15 protein-coding genes are annotated in these 15,906 nt (G+C 45.3%); 7 read left to right on the top strand and 8 right to left on the bottom strand.

Annotated features, from left to right (window positions below):
• Window positions 1-235: 235 nt before the first annotated feature.
• From Q1Q15_RS11390 to Q1Q15_RS11370, 5 genes are all read right to left on the bottom strand, one after another.
• Entirely contained in the window at window positions 236-1,816 is a 1,581-nt protein-coding gene (locus Q1Q15_RS11390) for an AMP-binding protein (RefSeq protein WP_300459773.1), read from the bottom strand.
• 89 nt (window positions 1,817-1,905) lie between these two features.
• Window positions 1,906-2,841 (bottom strand): 3-keto-5-aminohexanoate cleavage protein, encoded by a 936-nt coding sequence (locus Q1Q15_RS11385; protein ID WP_300459771.1) that lies wholly within the window; start codon window positions 2,839-2,841, stop codon window positions 1,906-1,908.
• Window positions 2,842-2,880: 39 nt separating this feature from the next.
• Window positions 2,881-3,363: an Lrp/AsnC family transcriptional regulator gene (locus Q1Q15_RS11380; RefSeq protein ID WP_300459769.1), complete on the bottom strand. Its 483-nt coding sequence runs from the start codon at window positions 3,361-3,363 to the stop codon at window positions 2,881-2,883.
• A gap of 39 nt (window positions 3,364-3,402) precedes the next feature.
• Complete coding sequence (locus Q1Q15_RS11375; protein ID WP_300459768.1) at window positions 3,403-4,740, bottom strand: aspartate aminotransferase family protein; 1,338 nt, start codon at window positions 4,738-4,740, stop codon at window positions 3,403-3,405.
• A 42-nt stretch (window positions 4,741-4,782) separates the two neighbouring features.
• Window positions 4,783-6,408, bottom strand: a complete 1,626-nt coding sequence (locus Q1Q15_RS11370; RefSeq protein ID WP_300459765.1) for an aromatic amino acid lyase — start codon at window positions 6,406-6,408, stop codon at window positions 4,783-4,785.
• A 491-nt stretch (window positions 6,409-6,899) separates the two neighbouring features.
• Here Q1Q15_RS11370 and Q1Q15_RS11365 point away from each other — a divergent pair, with 491 nt between their 5' ends.
• From Q1Q15_RS11365 to Q1Q15_RS11355, 3 genes are all read left to right on the top strand, one after another.
• Complete coding sequence (locus Q1Q15_RS11365; RefSeq protein WP_300459762.1) at window positions 6,900-7,481, top strand: lysophospholipid acyltransferase family protein; 582 nt, start codon at window positions 6,900-6,902, stop codon at window positions 7,479-7,481.
• 135 nt (window positions 7,482-7,616) lie between these two features.
• Window positions 7,617-7,859, top strand: a complete 243-nt coding sequence (locus tag Q1Q15_RS11360; RefSeq protein ID WP_300459759.1) for a type II toxin-antitoxin system Phd/YefM family antitoxin — start codon at window positions 7,617-7,619, stop codon at window positions 7,857-7,859.
• Entirely contained in the window at window positions 7,856-8,119 is a 264-nt protein-coding gene (locus tag Q1Q15_RS11355) for a Txe/YoeB family addiction module toxin (RefSeq protein ID WP_300459756.1), read from the top strand. The genes Q1Q15_RS11360 and Q1Q15_RS11355 overlap by 4 nt, the downstream gene beginning before the upstream one ends.
• A gap of 151 nt (window positions 8,120-8,270) precedes the next feature.
• Here the strand turns inward: Q1Q15_RS11355 and Q1Q15_RS11350 are convergent, their stop codons facing one another.
• Complete coding sequence (locus tag Q1Q15_RS11350; protein ID WP_300459753.1) at window positions 8,271-8,876, bottom strand: alpha/beta fold hydrolase; 606 nt, start codon at window positions 8,874-8,876, stop codon at window positions 8,271-8,273.
• 637 nt (window positions 8,877-9,513) lie between these two features.
• Window positions 9,514-10,611: a sn-glycerol-3-phosphate ABC transporter ATP-binding protein UgpC gene (gene ugpC / locus Q1Q15_RS11345; protein WP_300459750.1), complete on the bottom strand. Its 1,098-nt coding sequence runs from the start codon at window positions 10,609-10,611 to the stop codon at window positions 9,514-9,516.
• 381 nt (window positions 10,612-10,992) lie between these two features.
• On the opposite strand from ugpC, the gene ugpB reads away from it, so the two are divergent.
• The 4 genes from ugpB (at window position 10,993) to Q1Q15_RS11325 (ending at window position 15,019) form a co-directional block, all read left to right on the top strand.
• Window positions 10,993-12,321, top strand: coding sequence for a sn-glycerol-3-phosphate ABC transporter substrate-binding protein UgpB (gene ugpB / locus Q1Q15_RS11340; protein ID WP_300459748.1), 1,329 nt, complete (start codon window positions 10,993-10,995; stop codon window positions 12,319-12,321).
• 85 nt (window positions 12,322-12,406) lie between these two features.
• Window positions 12,407-13,297: an ABC transporter permease subunit gene (locus Q1Q15_RS11335; RefSeq protein ID WP_300459746.1), complete on the top strand. Its 891-nt coding sequence runs from the start codon at window positions 12,407-12,409 to the stop codon at window positions 13,295-13,297.
• Between the two features lie 5 nt (window positions 13,298-13,302).
• A complete protein-coding gene (locus tag Q1Q15_RS11330; RefSeq protein WP_300459743.1) occupies window positions 13,303-14,223 on the top strand; it encodes an ABC transporter permease subunit in 921 nt (306 codons plus the stop codon).
• Window positions 14,224-14,230: 7 nt separating this feature from the next.
• Window positions 14,231-15,019: an HAD-IIB family hydrolase gene (locus Q1Q15_RS11325; RefSeq protein ID WP_300459740.1), complete on the top strand. Its 789-nt coding sequence runs from the start codon at window positions 14,231-14,233 to the stop codon at window positions 15,017-15,019.
• A gap of 59 nt (window positions 15,020-15,078) precedes the next feature.
• Here the strand turns inward: Q1Q15_RS11325 and Q1Q15_RS11320 are convergent, their stop codons facing one another.
• Complete coding sequence (locus tag Q1Q15_RS11320; protein WP_300459737.1) at window positions 15,079-15,876, bottom strand: serine protease; 798 nt, start codon at window positions 15,874-15,876, stop codon at window positions 15,079-15,081.
• Window positions 15,877-15,906: the final 30 nt, after the last annotated feature.

The following is a 15,906-nucleotide window of genomic DNA, read 5'->3' as shown; positions in this document are numbered from 1 at the left end:
TAATTTTCACTTTACTAGTAACGTTCAACGATCCTGTAATTTACGTTATAGTTCCGCAATAAGTCAAGCTCAAGCGAGATTTTTATAACAGCAATTCTCATTTTTACATTTTCTTGACCGGGTCAGGCTTGTTTTATTTTGCTTTTTATACAAATCGGTTCTTGAACAGTCTAAAAGCGCAATAAAGCAAGCCTGACCCTACCCTGATGTTTCATGTTGAGAATTGCTGCTTTTATCAGTCTAACTTTATAAACGCTTCCCTGCGGCCGGTAAATTTTTCCCGAAGCTGGGGTTTCATCAGTTTCCCTGTTGGGTTTCGGGGGACCTGATCAAATATTACCTTCCGGGGCACCTTATAAAGCGAGATCTTTGATTTTGCAAATTCAATAACCTCTTCCTGGCTCAAGTGCTTGCCTTCTTTGACTTGAACCACGGCAAGAACAATTTCTACCAGTCGGTCATCCGGATATCCGATACAGGCCACATCCTCTATATCAGGATGGTCCATGAGCGCGTCCTCAATTTCAACGGGGAAAATATTTTCGCCGCCACTGGTAATCATATCTTTCATTCGATCAACAATGTAAAAATACCCGTCTTTGTCTTTCTTTAATAGATCGCCGGTATAAAGCCAACCATTTTTTAAAGTTTCCTGGGTTTTTTCAGGATTGGAATAATATTCCCGCATCATTCTGGGGGTACGGAATACCAGTTCCCCCACCGATCCATCGGACAGTTCATCGCCTGTGGGGCCAACGATTTTGGCTTCAACACCAAACGTGGGTTTGCCAATGGAACCGGGCCTGGAAAGGACATCTTCAGGATAGAGGTTGAACAAGCCGCCACCGCCGCCCTCGGTGATGCCATAGATATTGGACACCTGGCAGGGGAGCTTTTCCACAAGGAGCTTCATGATATCAAACGGCACGGGCTGGGCACCAATCTCCATGTATTTCCATGAAGACAGATCATAGTCAGCCAGGTTCAAGCCGCCATTGTCTATGGCATTCAGTAATGCAATGCCAATGGGCACAACAAATAATACATCCGTGCATTTTTCCTGGGCAATGGCTTCAACGATCCATTTTGGATCCCTGAAATCCCGGATAATAGTCCCCTTGGCGCCGATGGCATAAAAAGGCGCCCATAAAAACATGGTGCCGCTGTGGTAGAGGGGTAAAAAGAACAAATAATTATCATCCTTTTGTACGGAATACGTCATTCCGTTACCAATGGCGGTATTACCAATTGAAAAATGGGTATGAAGTACGGGTTTGGGTTTCCCGGTGGTACCGGATGTGAACATCATGGCCAGGTCGTGATCCCTGTCAACCGGCACGAGTGCATCTGACGTATCCGGATAGTCCTGGATGGTTTTAAAATCTATCATATCATCCGGCACATCATTGCCCACACAGATATATTTTTTAACGGTTGACAGATTGCTTTGCGCCGGCTGGACAACACCTAAAAATTCTGAGCCGAGAATAAAAACATCCGGGTTACAAACTTCGGCAGCATAAAGGATATCCGAGCTTTCAAAACGGAAGTTGAGCGGCACAACAACCGCACCCAGACGGATGATTGCAAAATACGTAACAAGCCATTCCAGTGAATCTTTCTGAAGGTGCATGACAAAATCTCCATGCGTAACCCCCATTTCCTTTGCCAAAAAATTCGCTGTTCGATTGATCTCGTCATTAAAAGCCTTCCAGGTGAAAGACCTCCTTTTACCCGTTTCCGGGGTGCGTTCGATCAAGCAAACCTTGTCAGGAATATGCCGAGCATGAATTGAAGCGTAACCTGAATAATTCAACGAAATTCTCCTTTGTTTTATTAGTTATATGCCGTTTACTTCATATCTCCCTTTTCAACAGTCTCATACTCAAATGGATGCGCTATATATTAAAACTTTACGTTATCAAGCCCTTTCAACCCGAGAATCTGCCTTGCCTCATCCGGGGTAGCCGGCTCAAGGCTCATTTCCTTGGCAATCCGCTTGATCATGTTCACCTGATCTGCACTGGCTTTTGCCATGATGCCTTTACCGGCATAGATAGAATCTTCAAGCCCAACCCTGACATTTTGTGCGCCCATGGCCATGGCCGTCGACGTAATGGGGATCTGAAATCGTCCACCAGCGGCTACGGACCAGGTAAAATTGTCTTTGCCAAGCACTTCTTTTGCCTCATCATAAATCAGGACCAGGTGTTTGACCGAAGGGGTCATCCATCCCACCATGGGACCAAACACAAACTGGAGATGAACCGGTCCTTTGGTAAAATTTTCTTCAAGCAGCCATTTAACATATGAGACATGGCCCAGCTCATAAATTTCGAATTCAGGTTTGGTCTCCATCTCAAGGAATGCTTTGCCGTAGATGATATCATCATTAAATGTCGGTCTGAACGTTACATTCTTGCACAAATCAAGGTATTCGGGTTCCCAGTCATATTTGTATTCTTTGAAACGACCGGCAATCTGGAAAATACCGAAATTAAACGGTGCCGGGTCAAAAGAGCACATTTCAGGCTCCAGGCTTTTTATGGGGATCAGTTTTTCTTCCGTGGTCTGGTTCATGCCGCCGCCGGTTGTGGGAAGCAGTACCAGATCACATCGGGCCTTGATCTTTGAACAGACTTCCATGAAAAGTTCGGGGTCAGCCGAGGGATACCCGTTTTCCGGATTCCGTACATGAATATGGGCTATGGCAGCACCGGCCTCATGGGCTTTTACAGCATCTTCCACAATCTCGTCAGGCGTTATGGGCAGATAATCACTCATGGTTGGGATATGAACAGATCCGGTAATGGCTGCAGTGATGATTATTTTGTTATCCATGTTTTTTAATTCTCCTGTTGAAAAAAGTTATAGTATCGTTTACACCCCGTATTCCTCATCCAGATCAAGCACAAGCACTTTCTTTTTTTTAACATTATCAATCACAAAAGAAGATTTAATCACCTGAATGCCTTCGATCTGGGTGAGCTTCATATTCATAAACTCCCCATAGGTTTTAATATCCTTTGCAATCACTTTTAAGATAAAATCATTTGCACCGGCAATCTGGTAGCACTCGATCACTTCATCCAGCTCGGTAAATTTTTCCTTTATAGCGGCCACAGAAGAAAGACTACTCAAACTCAAGCTGATCGTCACCATGGCCACAATGGAAAACCCGATTTTTTCAGGATCAAGGACTGCCGAAAAATGGGAGATCACCCCTGCAAGCTCAAGTCTTTTTACCCTTTCAAGGGTTGCAGGGGCTGAAATCCCGACAATCTTAGACAGTTTTGAATTGGTTGTTTTTCCATTTTTTTGAAGCGTATTCAAAATCTGTTTGTCAATTTTATCCAAAACCATTTATTTCCTTCTTTTGGACATCTTTTTAGAAAAAACCGCTTACACGAGCAAATGGTTATATTTTTCTTCAATCAATGGCAACAATTCTTTTAAGGTTTCATCTATTTTATCCACCAGGAAATCAATCTCTCCCGGGGTGATAACCGTGGATAAAATAAACAATCCCCTGGGAATGGTAAAAATTCCCTTGTTCAATAACGACAGGTGCATCAGCCGGTGAAGCTGTTCCACCGATGTCAACACCTGTGCCGCATTGGTGATGGGTTCATTGACAAAATGAATGTTCAGCAGGGACCCGATCTGGTTGGACTGGATATTTAACCCATTGGTTTTAAAGCTCGCCAAAAGGCCTTTTTGGAGCTGATCCCCCAGTTTATTGACATAGGCCACGGCTGCTTCATCATATTTTGACAAGGCTGCATATCCTGCCTGCATTACTGTTTCATACCCGTTAAAGGTGCCGGAGTGATACAAGGGCTTGTCCGTGTTTTCATGACAAAAAATATTCATGATGTCTGCCCTGCCGCCGAACACGCCAATGGGGAGCCCTCCGCCTACAACCTTGCCAATCGTCGTCAAATCCGGCATCACGCCGAAAAGCTTCTGGCACCCCCCGGTATTGACCCGGTAAGAAAAAATCTCATCAAAAATCAACAGCACATTATGGTCCGCTGTCACTTTTCTTACATGCTCAAGGTACCCCGGCTTGGGCAAGACAACCCCGCCGGCACCCAGGAAAGGCTCCATGATAACCGCAGCCAGCTGGTCGGCATTTTCCCTGACCGCTTTCTCCAGCGCATCAAAATCATTAAACGGTACATCCAGCATATCTTCGGTCATGCCGGAGGGAATGCCGGCGGTAATAACATTTTTTTTCGTTGATGCGGCCACACTATCGTGGGTGCCATGAAATCCGCCGATCATTTTAAGGATCTTGTCTTTTCCGGTATAGGCCCGGGCAGTTCTCATGACAAATAAGGTGGCTTCGGTTCCGGAATTCAGAAACCTGACCTTGTCAAACCCCGGCACCCGTTCACACAACAGTTTTGCCAGTTTATACTGCCCATCCGTGGGGGTAGAGTACTGAGACCCCCTTACAATGCCGTCCTGGACTGCCTTGACCACATCCGGGTCACCATGCCCATGGACAATGGCGCCATAGGCATTGGTAACATCAAGGAGTTTATGCCCTTCATGGGTATAAACATAGGCACCCTGTCCATAATCAATATGAATGGGATAGGGTTTAAAATAACTCAAGCTTCTGGTTGCACCACCGGGAATATAATTGATCAGTCGTTCATGATGCTCTCTGGAAAGTGGAAACTTTTCCATATACGCATCTGCAATTTTCTTTTCAATTTGTTCTTCAATCATGGTGTCGTCCTCGTTATTTTATTATTTTTTTGTATTGTTATTTTATTTTTCTCTAGTATGAACGATCAACAGCTCGCCAACTTCTTTTTCAATTTTTTCAACAAACTCACCCGATTCAATTCTTGCTTTCAATTCTTCAAGGTGATCAATGTAAACCCTGTCATGATCCAGGTACGGAAGGGTTTCACGAACCGCTTTGTGCAGAATTTTTCCTGCAGGACTCAGTTTTTCTACCCCTCTGATATCTGCGGCCTGGGCGGCACACATCAACTCAAAAGACAGGATATGATTGGTGTTTTCAACAATTTTTCTGGCTTTTCTTCCGGCAATCAGACCAAAGCTGACAATATCCTGAAAATCTGCTGTTGATGTGATGGACTGGATGGAAGCCGGAACGGCAAGTGTTCTGTTCTCTGCTACGAGAGAGGTTGTCATGAACTGACCGCCCATAAGGCCCATGCGGACACCAGTGTCTTCTTTGCACAGAAATGGTGGCAGACCCGTACTATGGTGTTCATCCATAAACCGGTCGATTCTTCTGTCACTGACAACGCCCAGGTTCACCATGGCGATGCCCAGGCAGTCCATTACAAAGGAGATGGGCTGACCGTGAAAATGTCCATTATGAATAAATGTGTCCCATTCCGTAAATATCAATGGATTATCATTACTGGAATTGAGTTCCCTGAAAAGAACTTCGTGGGCGTGTTGTACCGCTTCTTTTGTCGGCCCTACAAACTGAGGCGTACACCGGATAGAGTAAGCATCTTCCACCGGGATATCCGCCACGGAAACCCCTTTATGTTCTTTCAGTGTTGACTGAAGTTTCAACGACAGTTCCTGCTCATCAATGGCCAGACCACTACCGGCTAAAAGCTTGGTCAGATTCATCGCCGTCGCATACTGGCCCGGGTGATATTTTTGTTCATGAACTCTCACATCAAAAGGATTATATCTTCCCATAAGGGTTTCAATGGCAAAAGCAGCGATAATATCAGAATTTTTCAATGTATTGGTCGCTTCCATTATAACAGTGCAGGCAAGGCCCACCATTCCGGAAGTGCCATTAATAAGAGAAAGTCCCTCTTTTGCATTAAGATACATCAACTCCACACCGGCAGCAGCCATTGCATCTTTCCCGGACAGGACTTCTCCTTTATATCGTGCTTTCCATTCCCCAAAGGCAACACTTGCGATGCAGCCTAAAGGACCCAGGTCACCACTGGTGCCCAGGGACCCTTTTCTGGGAACAAGGGGAAAGACCTGTTTGTTAATCATGTCCAGATAAATTTTTAAATTCACTTCTTTAATACCGGAAAAACCGCGGCACAGAGAATTGGCCCTGGCTATCATAAACTTTCTGACCATGGTATCTTCAAAGGGTTTACCCACCTGGGTGGTAATACTCCTGACAAGATTTTTCTGAAAATCATTATCTCTTTCTCTGGGCAAAAGATAGTCAACCAAGCCACCGCAACTGGTATTGACACCATAGATACATTGTTCTTCATTGGCCCATTTTTCAACCAGTGTCCTGCACTCACGAATCTTGGGCCAGTTTTTTTCGTCAACCTCAACTTTGATCGACAGGTCATCCCCGGCTTTTATGAGTTCTTCAAGAGTTAATGTGTAACCGTCAAGGATCAAGGTGTTTTCTTTGATTGGCATGGTTTTCTCCTCTATATAACAGTTTAATAATTCGTAAAACTTAAGACCATCAATGTAAAAAACAGATACAAAATAAACGGTTTGTAATCTATTTTCTTTCACCTAATCAAATCCATAAATCATTGTCAAGCATTAATTTTAATTTTATAAGGAAAATTCTTATTTTTTTATAACTATCGAAACCATAACTCCTAATATCAACTTATTTTATAAACTTAATTTTCAAATTTGCCTTATTTTAATTTTGATCAAACCCATTGCTGTTCAAACATTCCCGGCACACCTTATGACAGGGTGGTGCCTCCCGCCGCCCGGGTCTCTGTATTAATAATGTAAAAGAGACATCATCCCCTTTACCGGCACAACCATTTGTTTATATATAATTTAAATTTGGTCTTCAGCTTTAATAGACGGCCCAGGCATAAATGGCCAACATCGAAAATTGAGTATAGGATGATCTATTTGATTCTTAATATAATGGATAGACTACAGTGAAACCAACCTTACTGAACAATCGGTTATTGGAACCAATTTTTTACTGGTTTGCAAGCGCCTCACTTTACATACTAGGATGGAAGACCAGCGGAAAAATACCGGATATGAAAAAATTTGTCCTCATTGCCGCACCCCATTCATCAAACTGGGATTTTGTATTTTTCCTGCTCATTATTTTTAAGCTCAAATTTCCCGTTCACTGGATGGCGAAAAACACCATGTTCAGGTGGCCCTTTCACGGGTTGTTAAAACGGCTGGGGGGCATACCTGTTGACCGTTCGGAAAAGGGCCATATGGTTCAAACCATGACCAATGCATTTGAAAAATCTGAGGAACTGATCCTTACCATTGCCCCTTCCGGCACCCGGGGAAAAACCATGAAATGGAAAACAGGATTTTATCATATTGCCTGCCAGGCAAACGTTCCCATTGTTTTAGGATTCATTGATTACCAACAGAAAAAAGTCGGGATCGGCCCGGTATTCTTTCCTTCAGGGGACGTGAATGCCGACATGACGTCCATACGATCTTTTTATGTTGATTTTTCAGGCAAATATCCAGGGACCCACACGAATTAACAGCCATTCTCATTTTGGCATTTTCTTGACCACACCCTGATGTTTCATATTGAATTGCTATTATTTATGTGTAAAAACTTGACAATGCGTACGGAATGACGTACTTTATATGCAAACAAAATTTAAAGGTGCAACATGGCAACATTATCTGTAACAGAAGCAAGAAAAAATTTATACCGACTAATTGATGAAACTTCATCTACTCATGAACCTATTACAATCACCGGTAAGCGTGGGAATGCTGTCCTTCTCTCAGAAAGTGACTGGAAAGCGATCCAGGAAACAATGTTCCTCGTAAATATACCTGGAATGAGAGAGTCTATAATTGAAGGGTTTAAAACTCCCATTGAAGATTGTTCCGAGGACCTTGACTGGTGAAGTGGCAGGTTGTTTTTACAAAGCAGGCTCAAAAAGATGCAAAAAAATTGGCAAGCGCTGGTCTCAAAAAAAAAGCACTTTCCTTAATTGACATACTTAAAGAAAATCCATTTCAAGCACCACCTCCTTATGAAAAACTAATTGGTGACTTATTGGGAGCATACTCTCGTAGAATTAATATACAGCATCGAATAGTCTATCAGATACTTCGTGAAGAAAAAGTGGTTAAAGTTCTTCGAATGTGGACACACTACGAATAATCACACATAACCTTAAAGGATTGACACGACCTGATAAGGTTGTTCTCAATCCATTGTTCAACCAGGCCTTGCAAGGAAGGGCGAGGGTCTCAATGGTAAGCCGGAGATTCAATTTGAGCATCAAAATCATTCGTCTGAAAAATAACTATTTTCAGGACAGATAATCCGTCAATATGGTTTTCAGCTGGCCCCGGCAGCCCGAATAAAAATGGTCGCACGCCTCGATAATATCAAACCGCGGTGCAATTTTCCATCGATGGATATGCGCTTGAACCTTTTCTGCAGGGGCAATTTCATCATTCTCCCCCGTCACGATCAGGCCGGTAAACGGCATTTGTTCAATATCGTCAAAACTCATAAATCCCACTGGCGGGGATACCATGATATGGTCGTTGATTTCACACCCCGTTGACACCACCTGGGCATTCATTCTTGCACCAAAAGAATATCCCACAAGGGAAATATTTTGATACCCCTCCTTCTTTAACCAGTCAAGGGCAGCCCTTACATCTTCCTGTTCTCCTTCTCCATTATCAAACATGCCGGTGCTGTTGCAGGTTCCCCTGAAGTTAAACCTCAGGGTGGTAAATCCTTTTTCCAAAAAGGATTCCGCAAGGGTCATCACCACGGGGTTATCCATATTTCCGCCATACAGCGGATGGGGATGGCAGATCAGAACCGCCTTTTCTGAAGAAGGGTTATGTAAAGCACCCTCAAGTTTGATATTTCCACATTCAATTGTAACCGCTGACTCCATACATATCATCCTGTTTTTATAAAATTGCATGTATTTACTTGTAATTCAACTTTCGGACTTTAGCTTTAATCGACGGGGTCAGGCTTTTTTTATGGTGCTTTTTATCACTATTTCATAAATAGTATGGGTAAAAGTGCCATAAAAAAAGCCTGACCCCATATAAAAATGGCCAACTCCGAAAGTTGCGCTTGTAACCTGTTCTTTTTTTTTGTAGGTTTTATCTTGTTGGATACAACCTGTCATCATTTATAAAGGGAATTCATATGAATATCAATTCAATAAAGGCGATGATTGAAAAAACATGAAATTCAATGTCTGTAATAATTGTGGCGAACGCGTGACCACATTAATAGAAAAATGTCCAAAATGCGGTGTGGACGTAAAGACGTCCACATCCCCAATATTTATTGGGATAGCCATTGTGGTGGTTTTATTGCTGGTGGTGATGGTGGGTCTAATCTTTTTTTGATTCGTGCCTGACCGGAAACGCCGTGTTTGACGGAAAAGTTGCCCATATGCAAGGCGCAAGAAATCTTAAAACCGGAGTGTACTGCAGTACATGAGGCCCGATCCTATATGATTTGGCAATATTTTGCAGCAACGTAGCAGATGGGTGAGTTTTCGTTCAAACACTAATTCAGTATACCACTTGGGTGGTTTTGGCATCAAACAAGTGCATCTCATTAAGATTCATTCCCAGGTTCAAGTCTTCATTCGGCCGGAAAATCCGTTTGCCCTCACTTCTGGACATCAGCTGAACCCCCATGACATCCATGTGCAGATGGGTTTCGTTTCCCAAAGGTTCAAACACCAATACCTTCCCCGGAAAGATCCACTCGCCCGGCAGCAGGGAGGTGTCGTCCACGGGGATAATTTCTTCCGCCCGAAGTCCCCATACAACCGCCTGATCATGAACCAATTTTGTGCCTTCCTTATCCGGAACAGGTATTTCCAGCCCGGTGTCAAATTGAACAACGGTTTTGTCAGGGGTTTTATTGATTTTACAGTCCACAAGATTCATGGGAGGTGTGCCGATAAATCCGGCTACAAATGTATTCACCGGATGTGAAAAAAGGTCAAGGGGGGTCCCTATCTGTTCAATGTATCCATCCTTGAGAACAACAATCCGATCGGCCAGGGTCATGGCTTCGACCTGGTCATGGGTGACGTAGATGATCGTGGAATCCACCCGCTGGTGCAGCATTTTGATTTCAGCCCTCATCTGGATGCGAAGCTTGGCATCCAGGTTTGATAAGGGTTCGTCAAACAGGAAAATAGCGGGTTTTCGAACCATGGCCCGCCCCATGGCCACCCGCTGGCGCTGACCGCCGGAGAGTTCATGGGGTTTTCTGAACAACAGATCTTCCAGGCCCAGGATAACCGCCACTTCATCTACTCTTTCCCGGATCTCGGCCTTGGGTGTTTTACCGATCCTTAACCCAAAAGACATGTTATCAAACACATTCATATGGGGATATAGCGCATAGTTCTGGAAGACCATGGCAAGGCCCCGGTCTTTCGGTGCGATATCGTTGACGATCTTGTCGTTGATGGATATCGTTCCGCCGGATATCTCCTCCAGCCCGGCGAGCATTCTGAGCAGGGTTGATTTGCCGCACCCCGAAGGTCCGACAAGAACAAGGAATTCCTTTTCAGTGACGTCAAGGTTTACCCCATGAATCACCTCGGTTTTTCCATATCTTTTTATCACGTCCTTAAATTTGAGTTCCGCCATATCATATCCTGTTCCAAGATCTTAGTGTCTTTTTCTCATTTTTTGATGGTATTCAACTTTCGGACGTTAGCTTTAATCGACGGGGTCAGGCTTTTTTTATGGTGCTTTTTATCACTATTTCATAACCAGACGGGTAAAAAGTGCCATAAAGAAAGCCTGACCCCATGTAAAAATTACCAACTTCGAAAGTTGAGTTATTAAGGTATTAAAACACCAAAAACACTGATTATGCAAATCGTTTTTTTAAAAAATAAATTTAACCTTGACTCTTATGCGCTATGCGATTAAAGCTGAGATTATACAATAAAAACGACCGGGTGTCTTTTTATTGAACTGATCAAAAAGAATAATCCGAATAACCCAGGCAAGGAGGAAAATGAAATGAAACGAATGAAATTGTTTGTATTTTTCATCATTGCAGCATGTTTTGCTTTACCGGCATCGGTTTTTGCCGAGCCTGTCACCATCAACTGGTGGCATGCCATGAGAGGCCCCCGGGGGGATGTAGTTGAAAAAATGATTGGAGACTTCAATGCCTCTCAAACCGTGTACAAGGTTGTGGGAACCAACAAAGGCAACTACGATGAGACGATGAACGCCGGCGTTGCCGCCTTCAGGGCAAAAAAGCAGCCCCATCTTCTCCAGGTGTTTGAAGTGGGGACCCAGACCATGATGCTTTCGGGCGCCATCTACCCGGTTTATAAGCTCATGACGGACACAGGGTATGATGTGGACTGGTCCAGATATCTCCAGGCGGTCCTGTCCTATTATATGAATGCCGACGGCAATCTCATGTCCATGCCGTTTAATTCGTCCACGCCGGTTATGTATTATAATGTAGACATGTTTCAAAAAGCCGGGATTGCACCATTATCAAAATCGGCGCCCATTACCTGGGATCAATTGGGAGACATCACTCAAAAAATTGTCAGTGCCGGAATTGCCCCGGCCGGCATGGTGACGGCATGGCAGTCCTGGACCCAGATTGAAAATTACTCTGCCATCCATAACATTGCCTTTGCCAGCAAAGCCAACGGGTATGAGGGGCTTGACTGTGAACTGAAGATTAATAACCCCCAGGTGGTCAACCATATCACCCGGCTTAAAACCTGGGCCGATGACAACCGGTTCATGTACGGCGGCCAGAAATACCAGGGCCCGTCAGCTGAATTTACCGCTCAAAATGCAGCCATCTATATCGAGTCCATCAGCGGCATCGCAAAATTGTTAAAAACGGTGAAAGACTTTAAATGGGATGTGGCGCCCCTTCCAGTGGAGGCCGGCACCCTGAAACCCCAGAACAGCATCATCGGCGGGGCATCCCTATGGGTGCTCAATGGCCACTCAAAAAAAGAATATAAGGGAGTGGCAGCGTTCTTGAAATTTCTGGCTTCCAATGATATGCAGGAATACTGGCACAAACAAACCGGATATTTCCCCATTACCATTGATGCCTACGAATCGTTGAAATCCAAGGGCTATTATGATGCCAATCCGTTCCAGGAAGTGGGGATCAGCCAGCTCAACCGTGCCATCCCCACCAAAATATCCCGGGGCTTAAGACTGGGCTATTTTGTTCAGATCCGAAATATTATTAACGAAGAACTGGAACAGGTCTGGAATGGAAAAAAATCTCCCCAACAGGCCCTGGACACGGCTGCTCAGAGAAGTAATGATCAGTTAAGAACCTTTGAAAAAACCTATAAATAAACAGCTGTTCAAGGCGCTGGACAACGATCCGACTGTTAATGGACAGATCGTTGTCTGACACCTTGGCGCTGTCCATGACACGCCCATGATAAAACGGTCCTTCTTTAAATCAAAATATTTGCCTTACCTGCTGATTCTACCCCAGATGGCGGTGACCCTGACGTTTTTCTACTGGCCGGCCATCCAGGGCATCATCCAGTCTTTCCTGTTGAGTGATCCCTTTGGCAGACGATCCACGTTTGTATGGTTTTATAATTATATTGAATTGTTTACAGATCCCCTTTACCTGGAATCGGTTTTTATCACCTTTGTTTTCAGCCTGGCCGTGGCCTTTGTATCCATATCCCTGGGGCTGTTTATCGCCGCCATGGCCAACCGGGCCCTTAAGGCAACGGCGTTGACCCGAACCCTTCTCATCTGGCCCTATGCGGTGGCACCGGCCATCTCGGGTATCATGTGGCTTTTTTTACTCCATCCATCCTATGGCATTGTCGCCCTGGGAATCAAACGCTGGCTGGGGATTGACTGGAACCCGGTTCTGTATGGAAGCGATGCCATGGCACTGATCGTCATGGCCAGTGCCTGGAAACAGGTCAGCTACAATTTTGTATTTTTCATGGCAGGTCTCCAGGCCATTCCCAAATCCTTGATTGAGGCTGCAGCCATAGATGGTGCAGGCCCCTTCAAACGATTCTGGTTCATTTCATTTCCCCTGTTATCTCCCACTTTCTTTTTTCTGACAGTGATGAATATTATTTACTCATTTTTTGAAACCTTTGGTGTGATTCATACCGTGACCCAGGGGGGGCCGGGGGGCGCCACAAACATCCTGGTTTACAAGGTATACCAGGATGGATTTGTGGGCTTAAACCTGGGATCTTCGGCTGCCCAGTCCGTGGTTCTCATGTCCCTGATCATTGTGATTACCTTTCTTCAGTTCCGGTTTGTTGAAAAAAAGGTACAATATGGTGGATAAAAATTATGGTTGAAAAAACCCCGTTACTCGATTTTCTTACCTATGCCTTTTTGATTTTGGGAATCTTTATTGTCGGATTCCCCATCATTTACAGCCTCATTGCCGTCACCCTGCCTCTGGAGGAAGTCTCTAAAATTCCCATGCCGATTATCCCCGGGGACCAGTTCATGGTCAATCTCAAAGAAGCCTGGACAAGGGGTGATCTGGGAACCCAGATCTTTAATTCCTTTGTGATGGCCACGGGTATCACGGTGGGCAAAATTGCCGTCTCCATGATCGGTGCCTTTTCCATTGTTTATTTTGATTACAGATTCAGGGTGGTGGCCTTTGCATCGGTGTTCTGTACATTGATGCTCCCGGTGGAAGTCCGGATCCTGCCCACCTATGAAATGGCGGCCAATATTCTCAGTCCGGTCCAGGCCATCTGGGACGTTCTTCACCTGGACAGCCTGATGACCTGGTTCAGCGGCCATGACATCTCTGTCAATTTAAACTGGAGCCTGCTGGACAGTTATACCGGACTCGTTCTGCCCCTGGTGGCGTCCGCCACCTGCACGTTTTTGTTCCGGCAATTTTTTCTGACCATTCCTGAAGAATTGTGTGAGGCAGCCAAAATGGACGGGGCCTCTCCCATGATGTTCTTCAGAAAAATCCTTTTGCCTTTGTCCAAGACAAATATTGCCGCCCTTGTGGTCATTGAATTTGTCTACGGATACAATCAATACCTCTGGCCCCTGTTGATTACCACCAATCCCAAAATGACCACGGCCGTCATTGGTCTTCAAAACCTGATCCCCCAGGCAGATGATCTCCCGGAATGGAATGTTGCCCTGTGCGGGGTCCTCCTGGTCATGCTCCCCCCTGTTCTGGTGGTGCTGTTCATGCAACGGTGGTTTGTAAAAGGCCTGATTGAGAAAGAAAAATAACCGGACAATGAAACCAATAGAACAATTCCCCCGGGGAAAAAGATCAGCCATCACCTATCTGCTCACGGACATTGACGACACCATCACCCATAATGGCAGGATACCGGCATGCGCTTTCCAGGCCATGGAAGACCTGGACACCGCCGGTATAAACATCATCCCCATCACAGGCCGGCCCGCCGGGTGGTGTGACCATATTGCCAGGATGTGGCCGGTGAAAGGCGTTGTGGGTGAAAACGGGGCCTTTTACTTTGTGTATGATCCCCGTACAAAAAAAATGATCCGCAGATATGTCAAAACCGATCCGGAACGGAAAAAAGATCATTTGCAATTGACTGCTTTAAAACACAAGATCCTGGAGTCGGTACCAGGATGCGGCATCTCGGCGGATCAAGCCTACCGGGAAGCGGATCTGGCCATTGATTTTGCTGAAGACGTCCCCTTGCTTTCCCCGGCAGCCATTGATTGTATTGTGGACCTGTTTGAACAATCCGGTGCCACGGCAAAAGTCAGTTCCATCCATGTGAATGGCTGGTTTGGTGATTACAACAAGCTGTCCATGACCCGGATATTGTTCAAGGAGGTCTTTAACACCGATCTGGATACCATAAAGGACCGTGTCATCTTTATCGGGGACTCCCCCAATGATGCACCCATGTTTGACTATTTTCCCCTTTCAGTGGGAGTTGCCAATGTGCTTGACTCGGTTGACAGGCTTGCCGTAAAACCAGCCTGGATCACAAAGGGCAAAGGCGGGATGGGATTTGCAGAGCTGGCAAAGATACTGGTGCCATAATCCGTATATCCTGTTCACATGAAAACGAGTCCCTTAAATCAACACACCCATGCTGTATTTTATTCTGAGGATTGAATCTTGTCTTCCAGGGCCCGGATAAAATTGGCCGGAATGGCATAGGTGATCCCGCTGGGGTCGGTGAGGGCATGCTCTTTTTTGCCTTTCACAAACACCTTATTGATCACACCGATGACCTTGCCCGAGCGTGCCAGGTAGACCGGACTGCCGCTGTTACCCGGATAGGCCGTGGCATCAATCTGAAAAATATCATAGGGTTGGTGTAAATGCCGGATCAGGTCGCCGCTGATGATCCTTGCACTGGGACTGGGCCTGATCAGGGGGGCAATACTGGAAATAATGCCGGTATGGGTGGTGGGGTTCAACCCCAGGACAAATCCGATGGGATACCCGGTAAAGGCGATGCGGTGGCCCTCCTTTGCCGTTGATGAATCCGCCAGTTCAAGGGCCGGCAAAGGGTCTCCGTCCTGCTCCAGGAGTGCCAGATCATGGAACTCATCTTTTGCAACAATCTTTACGGTTATCCCCTTATCCGGAAAGCGTTGATGAAAGATTCTCAAAGAAGACAGTTTTTTTTGTTCAACAACCGGCGAAACCACATGGAAATTGGTGACAATGTGCCGGCCCTTCCGGATGACAAACCCTGTCCCCATATACCGTGCTTTGGGCTTGTCGTTAAAATAATAGGTCCCCACAGCAACAATGGCGGGTTTGACGGATTCAATTAAAGCGGCCAGACGATTGTCTTCCATTGCGTTTGTTTCGTGGGCCCTTAACAAAGGGCACCACACAACAAGGATTAAAAAAACAACCCCTGTCAAACAGCCACGTCTTATCATGACTTACTCAATTTTCGGAGCTGGCCATTT

The organism is Desulfobacula sp., assembly GCF_030145145.1.
Taxonomy (GTDB): domain Bacteria; phylum Desulfobacterota; class Desulfobacteria; order Desulfobacterales; family Desulfobacteraceae; genus Desulfobacula.
Note: the sequence above shows the minus strand (reverse complement) of the source record. Positions and strands in the feature narration are given on the sequence as shown.